At 32.1% G+C, this 17918-nt stretch carries 16 protein-coding genes; 13 read left to right on the forward strand and 3 right to left on the reverse strand.

Going from position 1 to position 17918, the window contains the following annotated elements; all coding sequences use genetic code 11:
- Positions 1-54 precede the first annotated feature (54 nt).
- Entirely contained in the window at positions 55-510 is a 456-nt protein-coding gene (locus RSB60_RS00295; protein WP_323381341.1) for a LytTR family DNA-binding domain-containing protein, read from the forward strand.
- Positions 497-940, forward strand: coding sequence for a hypothetical protein (locus tag RSB60_RS00300; RefSeq protein ID WP_323381340.1), 444 nt, complete (start codon positions 497-499; stop codon positions 938-940). Before RSB60_RS00295 ends, RSB60_RS00300 begins: the two co-directional genes overlap by 14 nt.
- Before the next feature lie 157 nt (positions 941-1097).
- Here the strand turns inward: RSB60_RS00300 and RSB60_RS00305 are convergent, their stop codons facing one another.
- Complete coding sequence (locus RSB60_RS00305) at positions 1098-2294, reverse strand: CCA tRNA nucleotidyltransferase (RefSeq protein ID WP_332613789.1); 1197 nt, start codon at positions 2292-2294, stop codon at positions 1098-1100.
- Positions 2295-2396: 102 nt separating this feature from the next.
- On the opposite strand from RSB60_RS00305, the gene RSB60_RS00310 reads away from it, so the two are divergent.
- The 11 genes from RSB60_RS00310 (at position 2397) to RSB60_RS00360 (ending at position 16302) form a co-directional block, all read left to right on the forward strand.
- A complete protein-coding gene (locus tag RSB60_RS00310; protein WP_332613791.1) occupies positions 2397-3761 on the forward strand; it encodes an MATE family efflux transporter in 1365 nt (454 codons plus the stop codon).
- Between the two features lie 108 nt (positions 3762-3869).
- A complete protein-coding gene (locus tag RSB60_RS00315) occupies positions 3870-5591 on the forward strand; it encodes an ABC transporter ATP-binding protein (RefSeq protein ID WP_332613794.1) in 1722 nt (573 codons plus the stop codon).
- Positions 5584-7329: an ABC transporter ATP-binding protein gene (locus RSB60_RS00320; protein WP_323381336.1), complete on the forward strand. Its 1746-nt coding sequence runs from the start codon at positions 5584-5586 to the stop codon at positions 7327-7329. Before RSB60_RS00315 ends, RSB60_RS00320 begins: the two co-directional genes overlap by 8 nt.
- A gap of 276 nt (positions 7330-7605) precedes the next feature.
- Positions 7606-10269 (forward strand): PRD domain-containing protein, encoded by a 2664-nt coding sequence (locus RSB60_RS00325; RefSeq protein ID WP_323381335.1) that lies wholly within the window; start codon positions 7606-7608, stop codon positions 10267-10269.
- 5 nt (positions 10270-10274) lie between these two features.
- Positions 10275-10586: a PTS lactose/cellobiose transporter subunit IIA gene (locus tag RSB60_RS00330; protein WP_323381334.1), complete on the forward strand. Its 312-nt coding sequence runs from the start codon at positions 10275-10277 to the stop codon at positions 10584-10586.
- A complete protein-coding gene (locus RSB60_RS00335) occupies positions 10583-10900 on the forward strand; it encodes a PTS sugar transporter subunit IIB (protein WP_332490569.1) in 318 nt (105 codons plus the stop codon). The genes RSB60_RS00330 and RSB60_RS00335 overlap by 4 nt, the downstream gene beginning before the upstream one ends.
- Positions 10901-10935: 35 nt before the next feature.
- The gene (locus RSB60_RS00340; RefSeq protein WP_332613797.1) at positions 10936-11241 is read left to right on the forward strand and encodes a PTS sugar transporter subunit IIB; all 306 of its coding nucleotides are present in this window, start codon (positions 10936-10938) and stop codon (positions 11239-11241) included.
- A 10-nt stretch (positions 11242-11251) separates the two neighbouring features.
- Positions 11252-12544, forward strand: a complete 1293-nt coding sequence (locus RSB60_RS00345) for a PTS sugar transporter subunit IIC (RefSeq protein ID WP_323381331.1) — start codon at positions 11252-11254, stop codon at positions 12542-12544.
- Positions 12545-12604: 60 nt separating this feature from the next.
- A complete protein-coding gene (locus RSB60_RS00350; protein WP_332613799.1) occupies positions 12605-13375 on the forward strand; it encodes an SGNH/GDSL hydrolase family protein in 771 nt (256 codons plus the stop codon).
- Between the two features lie 10 nt (positions 13376-13385).
- Positions 13386-14849 carry a glycoside hydrolase family 1 protein gene (locus RSB60_RS00355; RefSeq protein WP_332613801.1) on the forward strand — a complete coding sequence of 488 codons (1464 nt, stop codon included), beginning with the start codon at positions 13386-13388 and terminating at the stop codon, positions 14847-14849.
- A 1-nt stretch (position 14850) separates the two neighbouring features.
- Positions 14851-16302: a glycoside hydrolase family 1 protein gene (locus RSB60_RS00360; protein ID WP_332613803.1), complete on the forward strand. Its 1452-nt coding sequence runs from the start codon at positions 14851-14853 to the stop codon at positions 16300-16302.
- A gap of 32 nt (positions 16303-16334) precedes the next feature.
- Here RSB60_RS00360 and RSB60_RS00365 read toward each other — a convergent pair whose 3' ends face one another.
- Positions 16335-16889 carry a hypothetical protein gene (locus RSB60_RS00365; RefSeq protein ID WP_332516183.1) on the reverse strand — a complete coding sequence of 185 codons (555 nt, stop codon included), beginning with the start codon at positions 16887-16889 and terminating at the stop codon, positions 16335-16337.
- A gap of 132 nt (positions 16890-17021) precedes the next feature.
- Positions 17022-17918: ABC transporter ATP-binding protein (locus RSB60_RS00370; RefSeq protein WP_332613805.1), on the reverse strand; the 897-nt coding region annotated here is incomplete at its 5' end.

Consider the following 17918-nt stretch of genomic DNA (forward strand, 5'->3'; position numbering starts at 1 on the left):
AGTTGTTTTTTTTATATATTCAGTTTATCCTTACAATGAAGAAAGGGGTGTTTTATGAAAGTAAAAGTAATTACCAATTCTATTATTGAAGATGAAATACTCATACAATGTAAAAGTATAACCCCTGAAATTCAACGTGTAATTGATTTATTGGAAAGCCAAAATAAAAAGATAGAATGTATTGATACAGATAATCAAAAATTTTATGTAAATCCAATAGATGTTCTGTATATAGAAAGTATTGATGGAACTACTTATATTTATACAAGTAATCGGGTGGGGAAAACAAGATCAACATTACAAGAACTTGAAGATGAATATTCAACTGCAGATTATTTCCGTGGTGCTAAGAATTTGATTGTAAATATTCAACATATTGAGAGTTTGAAGAGTCAGTTAAATGGAAGAATTATTGTAACATTAAACAATGAAGAAATGTTAGTAATATCTAGACACTACGCAAGATTATTTAAGCAAAAATTAAAAGGAGAACAACATGAAAAAATTTAGAGATTTCTTTCTATGGTCAATGAATATGAAATTATATATGGGTATCTATTTCTCGGCAGTTATTTTCTTAGCGGGATTTATGTATTTTGTGCAAGGAAAATATGAAATGACGTTTATGACAATATTCACAGGTATCATGGCAAGCCTTGTTGTTGCACTACTTCAAGTAACAATGCTTGATGATCGTTGTGATTATTCAAAAGGTATTCTCTTTACAAAGTCACTATCTTGGTTGGCTATTTGTACAATCATTTTCGGTGGCACTGCTTATGCATTTAAATGGTTTGAAGGATTGCCTGATATCAACTATCCGATATTTATAATCACAATGGCAATTGGTTTATTCTTTATGTTGTTAGGTGAAAAATACGAACAAGAAGCTAGTACTGAAAAGTTAAATTCAGCATTGAAGAATTATAAAAGAAAATAAACCTCACGGTTTATTTTTATTTAGCTTCAATGTGTATCGAGTAACAGAAAGAATTATTACGGAAAATAAAAGAGTGAATTTTTTATATTAGAGTTGTCAGTATTCTAGAATATTACTACAACTTAAATCAATAATAATAAACTCATTTTTTAAATGATTATTTATTGGTTTTTAAAAAAGTGATTAATTCCATTTTTTTGTTTGGAACTTTATCTTGCATTACTTGGTATAGACATTCATGCAACAATGTTGAAATTTGATTTTTGGGATAGCCTAAATCTAAAAGTTCATTACCTTTGAGATCTAATTGTGACAACGATATACATTCATTCTCTTGAATGATTGTTTGATATTGTTTAAATAATTCATTTTCATCTAAAGTAGTATCAATTAAACATTTGAAATAAAGTATGTCTTCAAAAAAATCACTATATTGAGATAAAAGAAGTTTGAATTCAAATTTTGAAGAAATTGGTTTATTCATGACAGATAAGAGTACTTGTACTCGCTTAGTAAGTACATTTGAATATTTTAGTCGTTTACAAATAGTAAATGAAGTTAAAGCGGGTTCATGAAGTTGATGTAGCAAACAAGAAAGTCGTAATGCAATAGATGGTTTGCATTTTGATAACATCTCGTAGGTCTTGTTTAGTCTCTTTGGTGAAAGTGATATTTCTCTACATTCAGGTATGATTACTTCGAGGACATCATGATATTCAAAAAGTTTTTGAGCACAAGAAGAACTTAAAAATATTTTGTTCAATTCGTCTTGGATACGTTCATTGGATATATGTTTCAAAAGAACTTTATTTTCTAATAATGCTTTTTTAGTGATAGGTTCAATTGTGAACTGAAGTTGGCAACTAAAACGAATTGCTCGTAGAATTCGTAATGCATCTTCATTGAAACGCTCGTTGGGATTTCCAATGCAACGAATAATTTTATTTTCAATATCAGATATCCCATTGAAAAAATCGAAATATCCTTGTTCAGGGTGATAGCATATTGCATTCATAGTAAAGTCTCTGCGCATACAATCATCCTTTAGCTGATTGGAAAAGACAACTTTACTGGGATGGCGATGATCTCTATAATCCATATCAATACGATACGTTGTTATTTCATAAGGAGTATTATTTATGAATATAGTTATTGTTCCATGTTTGATGCCGATGTCTAACATTCGGTAATTTCTAAAACACTTTTTAATTTGTGTGGGAGTAGCATTAGTAGTGATGTCAAAATCTTGGACAGGCAGGTGTAATAAAAAGTTACGAGTAGCGCCACCAACTAAGTATGCATCGTAATGGTTATCATTTAAAATTGAAATACATTGTTTCCATGCATCGTTCATTTTTTTGTGCCTTCCTTTTTTTAATTTTACCATGTTGTTGTCATTCAAAAAAGTGAAAGTAGTGGTATAATAGTTAAATTGAAATAGGAAGAAGGGGTGTGGGTGGAAGTTATTGAAGCAAAAATGACGACAGGGTCGATTTGGAAACGCATCTTGTTCTTTGCGATTCCATTATTGCTAGGAAATTTATTTCAGCTTTTGTACAATACAGTTGACTCAATTGTTGTTGGCCAATATGTTGGAAAAACTGCATTAGCTGCGGTTAGTGCTAGTACACCATTAATTAATTTAATCATTGGTTTCTTTATGGGTGTTGCAGTAGGTGCTGGCGTAATTGTAGGGAGACACTATGGAGCTAGACGTGCAAATGAACTTTCGATTACAGTCCATACGTTTACATTGTTCTCAATTTTATTTGGAGTTGTATTAACTTTGTTTGGATATTTCTTATCGCCTTGGCTATTAGAATTGATGAATACTCCAGCGAATGTTATGCCACAAGCAGTTGAATATCTTCAAATTTATTTCTTAGGTGTTTTATTTGTAACTTTGTATAATGCAGGAACAGGAATACTACAAGCAATTGGTGACTCTAAACGACCTCTTTATTTTTTAGGAGTTGCGAGTGTTATCAATATCATATTAGACTTGTATTTTGTCACACAACTTAACATGGGTGTTGCAGGTGTTGCTTGGGCAACATTAATCGCCCAAGGTGTTTCGTCTATTCTTGTAATAATTACACTAATGCTTTCAAAAGAAATCTATAAGTTAGAAATAAAAAAACTAAGAATTCATGGACCAACTTTAGTTCAAATAGTAAAAATAGGTATTCCTTCAGGACTTCAAAATATGATTGTCTCACTATCAAATGTAATTGTTCAATCCTATGTGAATGGTTTTGGTGCAGCAGCTATTGCTGGGTTTGGATCAGCTAATAAATTTGATAATTTCATCGCTTTACCAATCAATAGCTTTGCTCTTGCGATTACAACATTTTCAGCACAAAACATGGGTGCTAACAAAATTGATCGTGTCAAGAAGGGTGTTAATACAACAATAATAATGGGTATTTTATCTATTTTGATATTAGGTATTCCCATTTGGATTTATGCAGATGTTTGTGTTGAAATCTTCTCAACTGATCCAGATGTAATTATTGCAGGTGCGGCAATGATTCGTATCATGATTCCTTTCTATATTGCGCTTGTATTCCATCAGGTTTATTCAGGTGCTTTACGAGCCAGTGGTTTAACTATTGTACCAATGATTACTTCAATTGTTAGCTTTGTATTTATGAGACAAGTCTTCCTATGGATAGCGATGCCTATTTTTAACAGCATTGATATTGTTGCATGGGGGTATAGTGTGACATGGACATTAGCGGCAATATTAACCTCAGTCTATTTTCATTTTGCAAATTGGTTGGGAGATAAAAATCAGACTTTTAATAAGACGGTTGATTAGCTTCAATCGTTTTATTTTGCGAAATAATTACATAATTAAACATTTATAGATACATTTTACGGATGAATGATTTACAATAATAGATAGTGTAAAGAAGGGGATGGAATTTTGAATACGATTAAGAAATATTGCAAACCTTTTTACAAAGCGCTTTTATTTGGATTGCTTGTAAAGACTGTTGGTTCAGTGGTTGAACTATTTATTCCATATATCTTGTCTACTATTTTAGATAATGTGGTTCCACAAAAAGATATAATGCTTGTCATTATATGGGGAACTGTGATGATTATGTGTTCACTACTTGCATGGGGAATGAATGTATATGCAAATAGAAAAGCAAGTAAAGTAGCAAGAGATGTTACAGAAAATATTCGGCATGATTTATTTGATAAAACGATACATTTAAGCTGCACAAAAACAGATGAATATACCATATCTTCATTAGAATCACGCTTAACAACCGATACATACAATGTTCATCGTATGCTAGGAATGGTACAAAGGATGGGTGTTCGAGCACCAATATTAACCATTGGCGGAATAGTCATGACATTTATCTTAGAACCAACATTAGCTTTGGTTCTATTAGCGGTTATTCCTTTTATTGCTGTCATAATTTATATACGCTCAACGAAGGGGATACCTTTATTTGCGAAAGTTCAAGTAGCAACAGATAAGATGATTCAAGTTGTAAGAGAAAACATACAAGGAATTCGTGTTATAAAAGCATTAAGTAAGATGGATGCAGAGAAGAAACGTTATTTCAGTGTGAATAATAATTTAAGAAACCAAGAACGGAGTGCAAATATTAAAATGGCAATTATTAATCCAAGTATGAATTTATTTTTAAATATTGGATTATCACTAGTGATTTTAGTAGGAGCATACCAAGTAAATGCAGGTTTATCAGAAACAGGTAAAATTATTGCGTTCATGTCTTATTTCACAATTATTTCGAATGCGTTGTTGGCTATCAGCAATATATTTGTTATCTTATCAAAAGGTTTGGCAAGTGCAAATCGTATTGATTTAGTATTAGAAGAAACAGAAAATAATCCTAAAGAGAAATTATCTTATCCCAAAGGAGATCCAAATTATGCAATCGAATTCAGAAATGTGTCTTTCTCATATTTAAAGATAAAAGATAATATTAGAAATATTAGTTTTAAATTGAAGCCAGGGGAAACATTAGGGATATTAGGTGCAACAGGTTCTGGTAAAACTACAATTATGCAACTTTTGTTAAGATTCTATGAGATTGATGAAGGTGCAATTTATTTGAATGGTATTGATATACGTGGAATTGAACCAAAAGAGTTGAGACAGATGTTTGGTATTGTAATGCAAAATGATTTCTTATTTAGTGATAGTATCAAAGAGAATATTGTGTTTGGTAGAGAAATAGAATCAGATGATTTGGATGCCGCTATTATAGATGCACAGGCTAGTGATTTTATTCGTAGTCTTGAACAAAATGTTGATTATCATCTTACAAGTAAAGGAACAAATGTTTCAGGTGGTCAAAGACAGCGTATATTGTTATCGCGTGCTTTTGCAAGTCATCCTGAATTCATGTTACTAGATGATTCGAGTAGTGCACTAGATTATGGAACGGATGCGAAACTTAGAAAAGCAATCAATGAGAATTATCAAAATACAACAATGATAATCATTGCACAACGTATTTCAAGTATTAAAAGTGCTAATCAAATTTTGGTATTAGATAATGGACAAATTAGTGATTTAGGTAGTCATGCAGAATTATTAGAACGTAGTGAAATTTATGCATCGATTAGTGACTCTCAGATGGGAGGTGCTCTAGTTGACTAGAAATAGAAAAGGTACAGTGTTACGTATCTTAAAATATTTGCTTGCGAATAAAATCGCAGTAATTTGTGCACTAACATTAACACTGTTGAGTAATTATTTTGCGCTAATTGGACCAAAGCTTTCAGGATTAGCGATTGATGCAATTGGGACAACACCAGGTAATGTTAATTTTAAAGTAGTATTCCATTATTGTATTCTAATGATTTTCTTTTATGTATTAAGTTCTATTTTAGGATATATAATCCAAATTATTCTAATTAATGTTTCAAGCAAGGTAACATTAAAAATGCGTGAGGAAGTATTTAACCATTTGTTGACACTTCCTATTGGTTATTTTGATAAGAATCAAGTTGGGGATATTATCTCGAAGATTTCATATGATATAGATACAATTAATACATCACTTTCTAGTGATTTGATTACTGTTCTAACAAGTGTAATTACTGTTGTGGTATCAGCATTGATGATGATTTCAATCTCACCACAATTATGTATTATCTTTCTGTTTACAGTACCGCTTATTATTATTTTCACTCGATATCGTACAAAGAAAGTAAAACCGCTCTTTTCTAAACGTTCGCGTAAGTTAGGAGAACTGAATGGTTTTGTTGAAGAAATGTTATCGGGCTATAAAACGATTAAAGCTTATGGGCAAGAAGATACTATTGTTGCTAAATTTGATGAGCAAAATACAGCAGCTGTCGATGCCTATTATGATTCAGATTACCAAGGTAGTGTTGTAGGACCATCGGTAAATTTTATCAACAATCTTTCACTTTCATTTGTGAGTATGTTTGGAGCATTGTTATATTTGATGGGTAATATTACCATAGGTAATATTTCATCTTTTGTCTTATACTCCCGTAAATTTTCTGGACCAATTAGTGAAACCGCAAATATTTTGGCTGACTTGCAATCGGCTATTTCTGCAGCAGAGAGAGTGTTTAGATTATTGGATGAACCAAGTGAGATTAAAGATATTGATCATGCAACTGTGTTAGAAGATATTCAAGGAAATGTTAATTGCGAGCATGTTAAGTTTGGTTATGTAGAGGGTAAAGAAATTATTCATGATTTAAGTTTTGAGGCACTAGCTGGAAAAATGATTGCGATTGTTGGACCAACCGGTGCAGGAAAGACGACCATAATTAATTTACTAATGCGCTTTTACGATGTAAATGCAGGAAAGATATTAGTTGATAATCATAGGATTGATGAATGTACTCGTGATTCTTTGCGTAAACAATATGCGATGGTTCTCCAAGATACGTGGTTGTTCAGTGGCAGTATATTTGATAATGTTGCGTATGGTAAAGATGATGCGACGATAGAAGAGGTAGTAAAAGTTTGTAAAGCAGCTCATGTTCATGATTTCATTGAAACGTTGAAAGATGGCTATGATACAATTTTAACTGATGATGGAGTTAACATATCTAAAGGACAAAAACAGCTTTTGACAATTGCCAGAGCCATGTTGTCAGAAAGTAAAATGTTGATTCTTGATGAGGCAACTAGCAATGTAGATTCAAGAACTGAGATGATTATTCAAAAAGCAATGTTAGAACTATGCAAAGGGAAGACATCGTTTGTTATCGCTCATCGATTATCAACCATAAAAAATGCGGATATTATTTTGGTGCTACAAAATGGTTCGGTCATTGAATCAGGAACACATGAAGAGTTATTGCAAGGGCATGGATTTTATTCAAAACTATTTAATGCGCAATTTGAGAACTAAAATTAAAATAGTTTAACGATTTATAAAATAGTGGAAGTGTATGAAATAAATTATACACTTCCTTTTTTTATTTGTGTAAAAAGCATACACTAAGCCGATTTATAAACTATTTCATACACTTTAACTGATTTTATACACTAAGAAGTGTTTAAACGCTAAAAATAGTGTATAAATTGAGCATATAAGACAATTCTTGGCAGTTTGACACTTTATGTATATACACTAAAATGGAAATTGTTAAGAGAAGTCATATACCGTAGATAGGAGATTAAAGGTATGAAATCAGCAAAAGAAACAGTATATGAACTAATTCAGCAAATTGAGTTTAGTAAGAAAGCAAGTGATCCGGTTGGAGTTGAAACCAGTGATGTTGCAAAACAACTAGGAATACAACGCAGCAATGCAAGTGCTCTGCTAAATCAATTATGTGCAGAGGGGAAGTTAAAAAAAGTTGGAACTAGACCTGTGCTTTATACAGTTCATAAAAAAAATGAACAACAGTCTACCGAAACTTCTTGTTTCAAATCCTATATTGGATATAACGGAAGTTTGCGAAGTGTAGTACAACTTGCGAAAGCGTCTATTCTCTATCCGCAAAAAAGTTTGAACACGTTAATAATTGCCCCAAGAGGATGTGGGACAAGTTTACTCGCAAAGCTTATGTATAGTTTTGCGAAAGAGGTAGAAGTTATTGATGAAGAAGCACAATTCATTAAATTGAATTGTAATCACTACATTGATAATAAAGATGCATTGAGAAAAGAATTATTTGGATTACCAGATTCAACTGATGATTTTCTAAATTGTTTCGATAGAGCGGAAAACGGTGTACTCTTCATTGACAATGTGAATTTATTAGAAGGACAAGATCAAGAAAATATAAATACATATTTGGAAACAGGTTCACTTTATTATGATAACGATAAACAAAATAAAGTAAAAAGAAATGTATTATTGATTCTTGCATGTTCAATTGATTCAAGTAGAAAAAATATTGAGAATTATGCAAGCAAAATTCCAATGAAAATTGAAATTCCTTCTCTTGATGAAAGACCACTTCTTGAAAGATTTGAATTAGTAAATCATTTCTTATCAATTGAAGCTGCACGATCAAATCGTCAAATAGAAATTAATTCAGAGACGATGAAATCATTGCTACTTTATGAATGTCCACTAAATGTTAAACAACTCAATCATGATATTAAAATTGCTTGTGCAAATGCATATGTAAGAAGTTATCAAGATGTTAATGAGAGCATTGTAATTAATTCATATGATTTTGAAGCCTATGTTAGAAAAGGGTTACTCAATGAAAAGAAACGCAAGGAAGAGTTAGAAACATTAATCACAAATGACAACAACACATATATCTTTAACAAAGATAAGATTCAAACAAAATTGGATCACATCAATACAAAAGGAGATATGTATTTAGATATCAAGAATCGTGCAAATGAATTAGAAAAGAGAGGAATTGATAGACAAGAAGTTGCGACTATTGTAAACAGTTATTTAAAAAATGTATTTGTAGAATATAAGAATCAACTAAGTAAACAAGTTATTAATATTGAACAATTACAAAAACTTGTAGATGAAAAAGTAATTGGAATTGTAAATGATTTCTTAACAAAATGTCGATTAAAATTTGATCGTGAATATCCTGCAAATATTATTTATGGATTATGTTTACATGTTAATTCATTACTAACACTAAATAAAAATCAACAAAGAATAAGTAATGATCAAATTACAAATATTATTCAAAACTATCCTGAAGAATATTCAATGGGAGTTAAGCTGGCAGCAAAACTTAAAATTGAATATGAGTTGAATTTACCAATCGATGAAATTGTATTAATTACAATGTTCATTATTGATGTTCCTGAAGAAAAAGGGATAAGCACACCACAAGTATTATTTGCGATGCATGGAGATTCTACAGCAACTTCACTAAGAGATGTTACGAATGCATTGACCAAAACAAGCAATACATATGCATTTGATTTAAGTCTTAATTCAGATACACAAACAGCTTTGGAGGAATTAAAGCTATTAATCAAAACAATCGATCAAGGTAAAGGGGTTCTTGTAATTTATGATATGGGTTCAATTAAAACTATGTTGGAAACTATTCAAGAAGAAACAAAAATACCACTACGTTTAGTTTATATGCCAGTTACTTTGATTGGTTTAGATGCTGCAAGAAAATGTTCGATGGAAAATGATATTGATGTAGTCTATCATTCCGTTCTAACTGAAATTGCAAATCTAAAAGAAGGATTTATTCGTAAACCTAAAGTAATTATTACACTTTGTAATACAGGTGAAGGCGGTGCTGAACAGTTAAAGGAATATATTGATAAATATTCAAACTTAAATATTAAGACTATTCCATTAGCAATCTCACATAAAAAAACTTTACTTAATGAAGTGATGACAATTCAACAAGCAAATGAAATTCATGCGTTTGTTGGAACTTACAATCCAAAATTATTTGGAATACCGTTCATTTCAATATCAGATGTATTCAGTGCAAAACCTAAAGAATTAGATCAAATATTACTATTCAAACCAATTAATGAAAAATGTATTAACTACGATGAGATTGATCTAAATCTTGAAGAACAGCTTCACAGTTTGTCGATTCAAAAATTGAAAAAAATATTACCTGTAGTCATGGAAGAAATTAATGAAAAATATTCATTAAATGAGGATCAAGAAATTGGATTATATATGCATATTGCATGCATGATTAATAATTTAATGGAAAATAAACCACTTCCTAAAAATCCAAACACAGAATATATCGTAGAAAATAGAGAAGAAGATTTCAAATTCGTATCCAAAACAATGAAGAAAATTGAAAAATCATTCAATATCATTGTGCCTGATGATGGCATTGCATACGTATTAGAAATAATAAGCCCAGTAAGGAGATAAGAAAAATGGACAACACAAAAATGGAAGAAATATCAATGATTATCATCGCTAATGCAGGAGAAGCAAGAGGATTAGCATTCCAAGCTCTTCGAGCAGTAAGAGATGATTCAGATTATGACAAAGCAAAAGAATATATTGAAAAGGCCAATGAATATTCAATCATTGCTCATAAAGCACAAACAGACTTATTGATTGCTGGAGCGAATGGAGAAAACATAGATGTTGATGTATTACTTGTACATTCACAAGATCATCTTATGACAGCAATGTTAGCAATTGAACTCATAACAGAGATGATTGAGTTCTATAAAAAATGAGACTTCTATTAATTTGTGCTGGTGGTTTAAGCACAGGAATATTAGAAAGAAAAGTAAATGAATATGCCAAAAGCATTGGCGATACAGAGTTTGTATGTAAAGCACATTCATTCAGTCGTTTTGGAGAATTGCATAATGACTTTGATGTAACACTATATGGGCCACAAGTACGTAATCAAAAAATTCAAGTGTTTGATAAATGTGAAGAAGGTTATCCACTTGAACAGATTGAGTTACTTGATTATGGAACAATGAATGGTAAAAACATTTACGAAAAAGCAATGAAAATTCATAAAAGCAATGATTCCATCTAAGATGGGTTTGCATAAATATTGAAAGGAGGACTTTTATGAAACTATTACTAATTTGTGCAGGGGGAATGAGTACAAGCATGCTGATTAAGAAACTTGAAAAGTATGCAGTAGAAAATGGAATTGAGGACTTTGTATGTGAAGCACATGGTGTTGCGGAATTTCCAGAATTATATAAAGACTGGGATTTGACACTGTATGGACCTCAAATCTCAAATCGTGCAGATTCTTTAAGACAAACTTGTGGAGAAGATTATCCATTAGGAAAAATTGAACCTGCAGATTATGCAATCGGAAATGCAACAAATATCTTTAAGCAAGTAAATAAACTATTAAATAAATAAGGAGAAAAAAATGGATAAAATATTTGAATCTAAGTTCATGAAAGCACTACAAGCTGCTGGAGAAAAAATTGGTGCAAATAAAGCAATCAACTCAATTCAAGCTGCTTTCATGGGATCAATGGGTATTATCATGGTGGGAGCTGTATTCCAATTAAGTGCAGTTATTCCAACAATATTTAAAGTATTTGAAGTAGGAAGTGATATTTATAATATCCTTTATGCACCCTATAACTTATCAATGAATTTCTTGTCAGTTTGGTTTGTATTCCAATTAGGATATAACTATGCTAAACAACTTGGTCTAAAACCAATGACAGGAGCAATTAACTCAACACTTTGTTTCTTTCTATTAGTAACTGAAGGTGCTCAAACAGCTTCAATGACAGCTATCACAACAGGAAACTTAGGCGGTACAGGATTATTCTTAGCAATTCTTGTTGGTTTGATTACAGTTCGTATTTATCATTTCTGTGTTACTAAGAAAATTGTTATTAAAATGCCAGATGTAGTTCCACCATTCTTAGCTGATGGATTCAGCGCAATCGTACCAGCATTCTTATCAATCGTATTATGGACACTTGTTAATGTTGTTTGCACAATGACAATGGGAACATCTTTCCCTAATTTGTTTATCGGTTTAATTGCAATGCCACTCTCATACCTAACAGGTGTTTGGGGAATGATTTTACTAGGACTTATTGCAGGTCTAATGTGGATTTTCGGTATTCATGGAACAATGATGGTTTATGTAGCAATCATGCCAGTTTTATTAGAATGTACTGCAGCTAATGCAGCAGCATATGCATCTGGTGGAGTTGAAGCACTTGTTTATTATCCAGTAGCATTATTTGGAATGATGGCTTGTGCTGGAGGTACAGGAAATACATTAGCGTTGGCTGTACTTGGTTTAAAAGCTAAATCTGAACAAATCCGTGCGGTAGCAAAAGCTGGAGTAATTCCAGGTGTATTCAATATTAATGAACCAATTACTTTCGGTTATCCAATTATGTATAACCCAATCTTAGCTATTCCATATTTACTAGCAATTGTTATTCCAATGTTCTTAGGACATTTAGCATTTACATTTGGACTATTACGTCCAGGGTTTATTGCAGTTGGTTCAGTAATGCCAGTAGGTATTGCAGAGTTCCTAGCTTCATTAAATCCAATGAATTTGATTTTCCCATGGTTAATGGTTCTTGTAACAGGATTAATTTACTATCCTTTCTTAAAAGCATATGACAAACAACTATATGCAAAAGAACAAGAAGCTAAAGCATTAGAAGAAGGTCAATCTGCATAATTAAAGGGCAGGGAAGAATTCTTCCCTGTCTTTCTTTAAAATTTTTAGGGGGAAGGAAAATTGAAAAAGAAAACAAAGAAACGATTAATTATTGTTGTAACAGTTATTATGGGTTTGATGATTGTTGGAGGAATTGGAGTTGCAAATTATCTTGGATACTTTAATCCAGGAAATGGGAAAGAATATAGCTTAACAAACGTAGAAAAAATAGAAAACTCAAAGCTTGCGAATATGCATATTATTTTTTTAGGATCATCAGTTACTGAAGGAATGCATTCACAAGGGGTTTCATTTGTAGAGTTCATGGCAAAGCGAAATGATTTTACTTATACAAAAGAAGCTAAGTCTGGAACAACGTTGGTTGATAATGGTAAAGATTCTTATGTCCAACGATTAATGACAATTGAAGATACAACAGCAGATTTATTTATCTGTCAATTATCTACAAATGATGCTCAAAAAAAATTACCGATGGGAGAAATATCAAAGTCAAAAGAGATTAATGATTTTGATGTTTCAACAGTGATTGGTGCAATGGAAACAATTATTGTATACAGTCAAAATAAATGGGATGTACCTGTGATATTTTATACAGGAACTGAATTTGACAATGAACAGTATCCAATGATGATTGATGCTCTTTATGAACTTCAAGCTAAATGGGATATTGGTATTATAGATTTATGGAATACATTAGACATTCAAGTAATTGATGAAAAAACGTATAAGGAATACATGAGTGATGCAATACATCCAACAAGACGAGGTTATCTTGAATGGTGGGTACCACAAATGGAAACTTCAATTCTTGAATACTTAAATAATAAATAAAGGAGGAATTATGAGTTTACCAAACAAAAAAGGATTTCCAAAAGATTTTTTATGGGGTGCTAGTTCATCTAGTGCACAAATTGAAGGTGGTTACGACTGTGATGGAAAAGGATTAACAGTTTGGGATGTAAAACCACTAAACCCAGGAACATGTTCATTCCACTATGCTTCAGATTTGTATCATCACTATAAAGAAGATATTGCTCTCATGGCGGAAATGGGTTTCAAAGCGTATCGTATGTCAATTGCATGGGCGAGAATTCTTCCAGAGGGTGAAGGAGAAATAAATCAAGCTGGTATTGATTTCTACAAAGATTTATTTAATGAATGTCATAAACATGGAATTGAACCGGTAGTGACTATTTTCCATTTTGATTTACCATTAAAACTACAAGAAAAATATGGTGGATGGAAAGATCGTAAGATGATTGATATTTATGTCAATTATTGTCGTGTCTTATTTGAAAATTTTAAAGATGATGTAAAATATTGGTTAACCTATAATGAGCAAAATATGCTGGTATTCTTTGGGGCATTTGATATGATCGGTGGAAGTGGAAAATTCTCTACACCAAATGATCTTTATAATCAAGCTCACATTCAAAATGTAGCTCAAGCGAAAGCAATTCATTTATGTCATGAAATGTGTCCAAATTCAAAAATAGGACCGGCACCAAACATCACAACATCATATCCTAAAACATGTAATCCAATGGATGTTATTGCAGCTATGAATATGGATGACTTAAGAAATAATTTCTACTTAGATGCACTTGTATTTGGTGAGTATCCAAAGAGTGTTTATCGTTATTTTGAAAAACAACATGTTGTCATTGATGTTCATGAAGGTGACTTTGAATGCATGAAAACATGCCACCCTGATTTTATTGGATTCAATTGTTATGGTAATGATACAACAGAACATTTAGAACACTATGAGTTAGATTTATCAGAACTTGAAAAAGCGGATAACCGTGATATGAGTTACTTGATTAAATTAATGGAAAAACCAGGTGTTGGTAAAGCATGCAAGAATGAATATTTCGCAAAGAATAGTGTAGATGGCAATAGTTATGATCCATACTGTATTCGAGTGACTGCACGTCGATTAACGGATAGATATCATCTTCCAGTAATAATTACTGAAAATGGCTATGGTCGCCCAGATGTCTTAGAGGCAGATGGTTCTATTCATGATCAATATCGTATTGAACACTTAAAAGAAACAATCAAACAAATGAAACTTGGTATTGAAGAAGGTGCAGATATCTTTGGATATTGCCCATGGAGTGCAGTTGATTTAGTATCAACACGTGAAGGTATTACAAAACGCTATGGCTTTATTTATGTGGATCGCGATGAAGATGATGAAAAAGCAAAAACAGCAGAAATGAAACGTTATCGCAAAGATAGTTTCTATTGGTATAAACGAGTTATTGAAACAAATGGTGAAGACCTAGAGGGAGAAAAATAAAATGAGTTTTCCAAAAGAGTTTTTATGGGGTGGCGCTACTGCCGCAAATCAATGTGAAGGTGGATGGAATGTTGATGGAAAAGGAGCAAGTACATCAGACCATCTAACAGGAGGTACACATACATCTCCAAGACGTTTTACAAAAGTGATTGAACCAAATACTTATTATCCAAGTCATGAAGCAGTGGATATGTATGGTCACTATAAAGAAGATATAAAATTATTCGCAGAAATGGGATTTAAAATTTATCGTATGAGCATCAACTGGACACGAATTTATCCAATTGGTGATGAAGCAGAGCCTAATCAAAAAGGTGTTCAATATTATCGTGAAATTTTTGAAGAACTAAAAAAATATAACATCGAACCATTAGTAACGATTTCACATTATGAAATGCCATATGGCTTAACTGAAAAATACAATGGTTGGGCAGATAGAAAAGTTATTGATTTTTATCTAAACTATTGCAAAACTATCTTCACTGAATACAAAGACTTAGTAAAATACTGGTTAACATTTAATGAAATCAATATCTCACTTCATTCATTTGGTGGATATATGGGATTAGGTATTATGCCAAAAGAAGATGGACCAATGATGTTATTTGGAAAGAAAGAAACAAGAGAAGAAGCGAACATTCGTTTCCAAGCATTACACCATCAATTTGTAGCGAGTGCAAAAGCAGTAAAATTAGGTCATGAAATCAATCCTAATTTTATGATTGGGTGTATGATTGCAGGTTCAGCAGCATATCCATATTCTTGTAACCCAAATGATGTAATTGAAGCACAACACAGAATGCAACAAGCAAACTTCCTTTGTGGTGATGTACAAGTACGTGGAGCATATCCACACTTTGCGAAACGTTTGTTTGAAGAATATGGTGTTGAACTAAAAATGGAACCTACGGATGAACAAACATTGCTTGAAGGAAAAGTAGATTTCTATTCATTTAGTTACTATATGTCAGGATGTGCAAGTACAGATCCTGAGTTAACAAAATCAGCTGGAAATATGATGATGGGTGTATCTAATCCATATCTTAAAGCGAGTGATTGGGGATGGCAAATAGACCCACAAGGATTACGCTATTACTTAAATGAAATTTATGGACGTTATCAAGTTCCTTTAATGGTTGTAGAAAACGGATTGGGTGCAAATGATGTAATTACGGAAGATGGCAAGATCCATGATGACTATCGTATTGACTACCTAAGAGAACATATCAAACAAATGGATGAAGCAATCAAAGATGGTGTAGATTTAATTGGTTACACAATGTGGGGTTGTATTGATCTAGTAAGTGCTTCTACAGGTGAAATGAAGAAACGTTATGGTTTTATCTATGTCGATAAAGACAATGATGGTAATGGTACAATGAACCGTATGAAGAAAGATAGCTTTGATTGGTATAAAAAAGTTATTGATACAAATGGAAATAATTTAGACTAAAATAAAACCCTCTAAAATTTAGAGGGTTTTATCTATTTAAATGAGATTTGAATATATGCAAAGTCATTAATTGAAGGATTGTCTAATATTAAATCTTCACTTGTAAAAGGTTGTGCATAATAGAGGGTTCTTACCGCTTCATTTTTTTCGGTAGGCGAATAACTTTGGGCAAGAAGAATTATATCTCCATGTGTTTCATTTGGATATTCGATTTCTGCTTGATTTGAGTAAGTGCTGTAGCACTCTATGTTTGGACTATGATTAAGTTGAGTTGTAAATTCATGAACTACCTTAGAAACGCCGTTTACATTAATTGAAATTATAAAATTATTCTCATCCATAAGCGTACTGATTTCAAAATTTTTAGTACCTATTTCTTCAGCGGTGACTACAAAAGAATTGCCTTCTAAAGAACTTGTTGGAGTTGTTTCGAATAAAGTGAAGGTTAATGTTTTAGCATTTTTAATTTCATAATTAGCTGAATTGGATATTGGTTCATTGGAATTTATGGACTTAATTGTTGTATTGGAGTTCATTGAACAAGCGCTGCAAAGTAATAATATGAATACTAAGGCTAGTCTTTTCATCAAGAAACACCTCTCTTTTTTAAATAATACCACTTTATAGTGAAGCGCTAAATTAAGAATTCTTTAGAATTCTTAATTTAAAAGTATGTAACTCGTTCATGAATTAATAGCTTAATTGAGCTAAGAATCAGCTTATCCTTCAAATTGACTTTGATGTAGAGTGAAGTAAAATCCTTTTCTTTGTAGTAATTCTGAGTGATTGCCACGTTCAATGATGTCGCCATCTTTTACAACTAAGATTAAATCAGCATTTTTAATTGTTGATAAACGATGTGCAATAACAAAGCTGGTTTTATCTTTCATTAAACGATTCATTGCCTTTTGGATTTCAACTTCAGTGCGTGTATCAACACTAGATGTGGCTTCATCTAAGACAAGAATTGTAGGATTTAATAACATTGCACGGGCAATAGTTAATAGTTGCATTTGACCTTGGGATATCATCATTGCTTCACTAGACAGGCGTGTATCATATCCATCTGGAAGGGTTCTGATAAAGTGATCGCAAGATGCTGCTTTGGCTGCGTTAATAATTTCCTCACGTGTTGCATCCTGTTTGCCATACGCAATATTTTCGGCAATTGTTCCATCAAAGAGCCATGAATCTTGCAATACCATTCCTATTTTTCTTCGCATAGAATTTCTATTAAGTTTAGCAATATCTTGTCCATCAATATGGATAGATCCATTGTTTAATTCATAGAAACGCATCAGTAAGTTTACAAGGGTAGTTTTTCCACCACCGGTTGGGCCTACAATTGCAACCATTTCATTTGGCTTCACTTCAAGATTCAAGTCATGCATTAGAATTTTATCAGAAGAATATCCAAAACAAACATGATTGAATTCTACATGCCCTTCAGTGATATTTGTTTCTACAGATTTGTTATCTACAATTTCTTCATTCTCATCAAGAAGTTCAAAGACACGCTCTGCTCCAGCAATCGCTGCTTGAAGAGATGTGATTACATAAGAAGATTCTGTTACGGGTTCAGCAATTTGATTAACATAAAGTAAGAAAGCTTGAAC

It is taken from the genome of Anaerorhabdus sp. (genome assembly GCF_036657415.1).
Classification (GTDB): Bacteria; Bacillota_I; Bacilli_A; order Erysipelotrichales; family Erysipelotrichaceae; genus Anaerorhabdus.

What these genes read in the sequence shown, in the direction of transcription:
- RSB60_RS00295 (WP_323381341.1), top strand. Translation starts at nt 55, where the DNA reads ATGAAAGTAAAAGTAATTACCAATTCTATTATTGAAGATGAAATACTC.
- RSB60_RS00300 (WP_323381340.1), top strand. Translation starts at nt 497, where the DNA reads ATGAAAAAATTTAGAGATTTCTTTCTATGGTCAATGAATATGAAATTA.
- RSB60_RS00305 (WP_332613789.1), bottom strand. Translation starts at nt 2,294, where the DNA reads ATGAACGATGCATGGAAACAATGTATTTCAATTTTAAATGATAACCAT.
- RSB60_RS00325 (WP_323381335.1), top strand. Translation starts at nt 7,606, where the DNA reads ATGAAATCAGCAAAAGAAACAGTATATGAACTAATTCAGCAAATTGAG.
- RSB60_RS00330 (WP_323381334.1), top strand. Translation starts at nt 10,275, where the DNA reads ATGGACAACACAAAAATGGAAGAAATATCAATGATTATCATCGCTAAT.
- RSB60_RS00335 (WP_332490569.1), top strand. Translation starts at nt 10,583, where the DNA reads ATGAGACTTCTATTAATTTGTGCTGGTGGTTTAAGCACAGGAATATTA.
- RSB60_RS00340 (WP_332613797.1), top strand. Translation starts at nt 10,936, where the DNA reads ATGAAACTATTACTAATTTGTGCAGGGGGAATGAGTACAAGCATGCTG.
- RSB60_RS00345 (WP_323381331.1), top strand. Translation starts at nt 11,252, where the DNA reads ATGGATAAAATATTTGAATCTAAGTTCATGAAAGCACTACAAGCTGCT.
- RSB60_RS00355 (WP_332613801.1), top strand. Translation starts at nt 13,386, where the DNA reads ATGAGTTTACCAAACAAAAAAGGATTTCCAAAAGATTTTTTATGGGGT.
- RSB60_RS00360 (WP_332613803.1), top strand. Translation starts at nt 14,851, where the DNA reads ATGAGTTTTCCAAAAGAGTTTTTATGGGGTGGCGCTACTGCCGCAAAT.
- RSB60_RS00365 (WP_332516183.1), bottom strand. Translation starts at nt 16,889, where the DNA reads ATGAAAAGACTAGCCTTAGTATTCATATTATTACTTTGCAGCGCTTGT.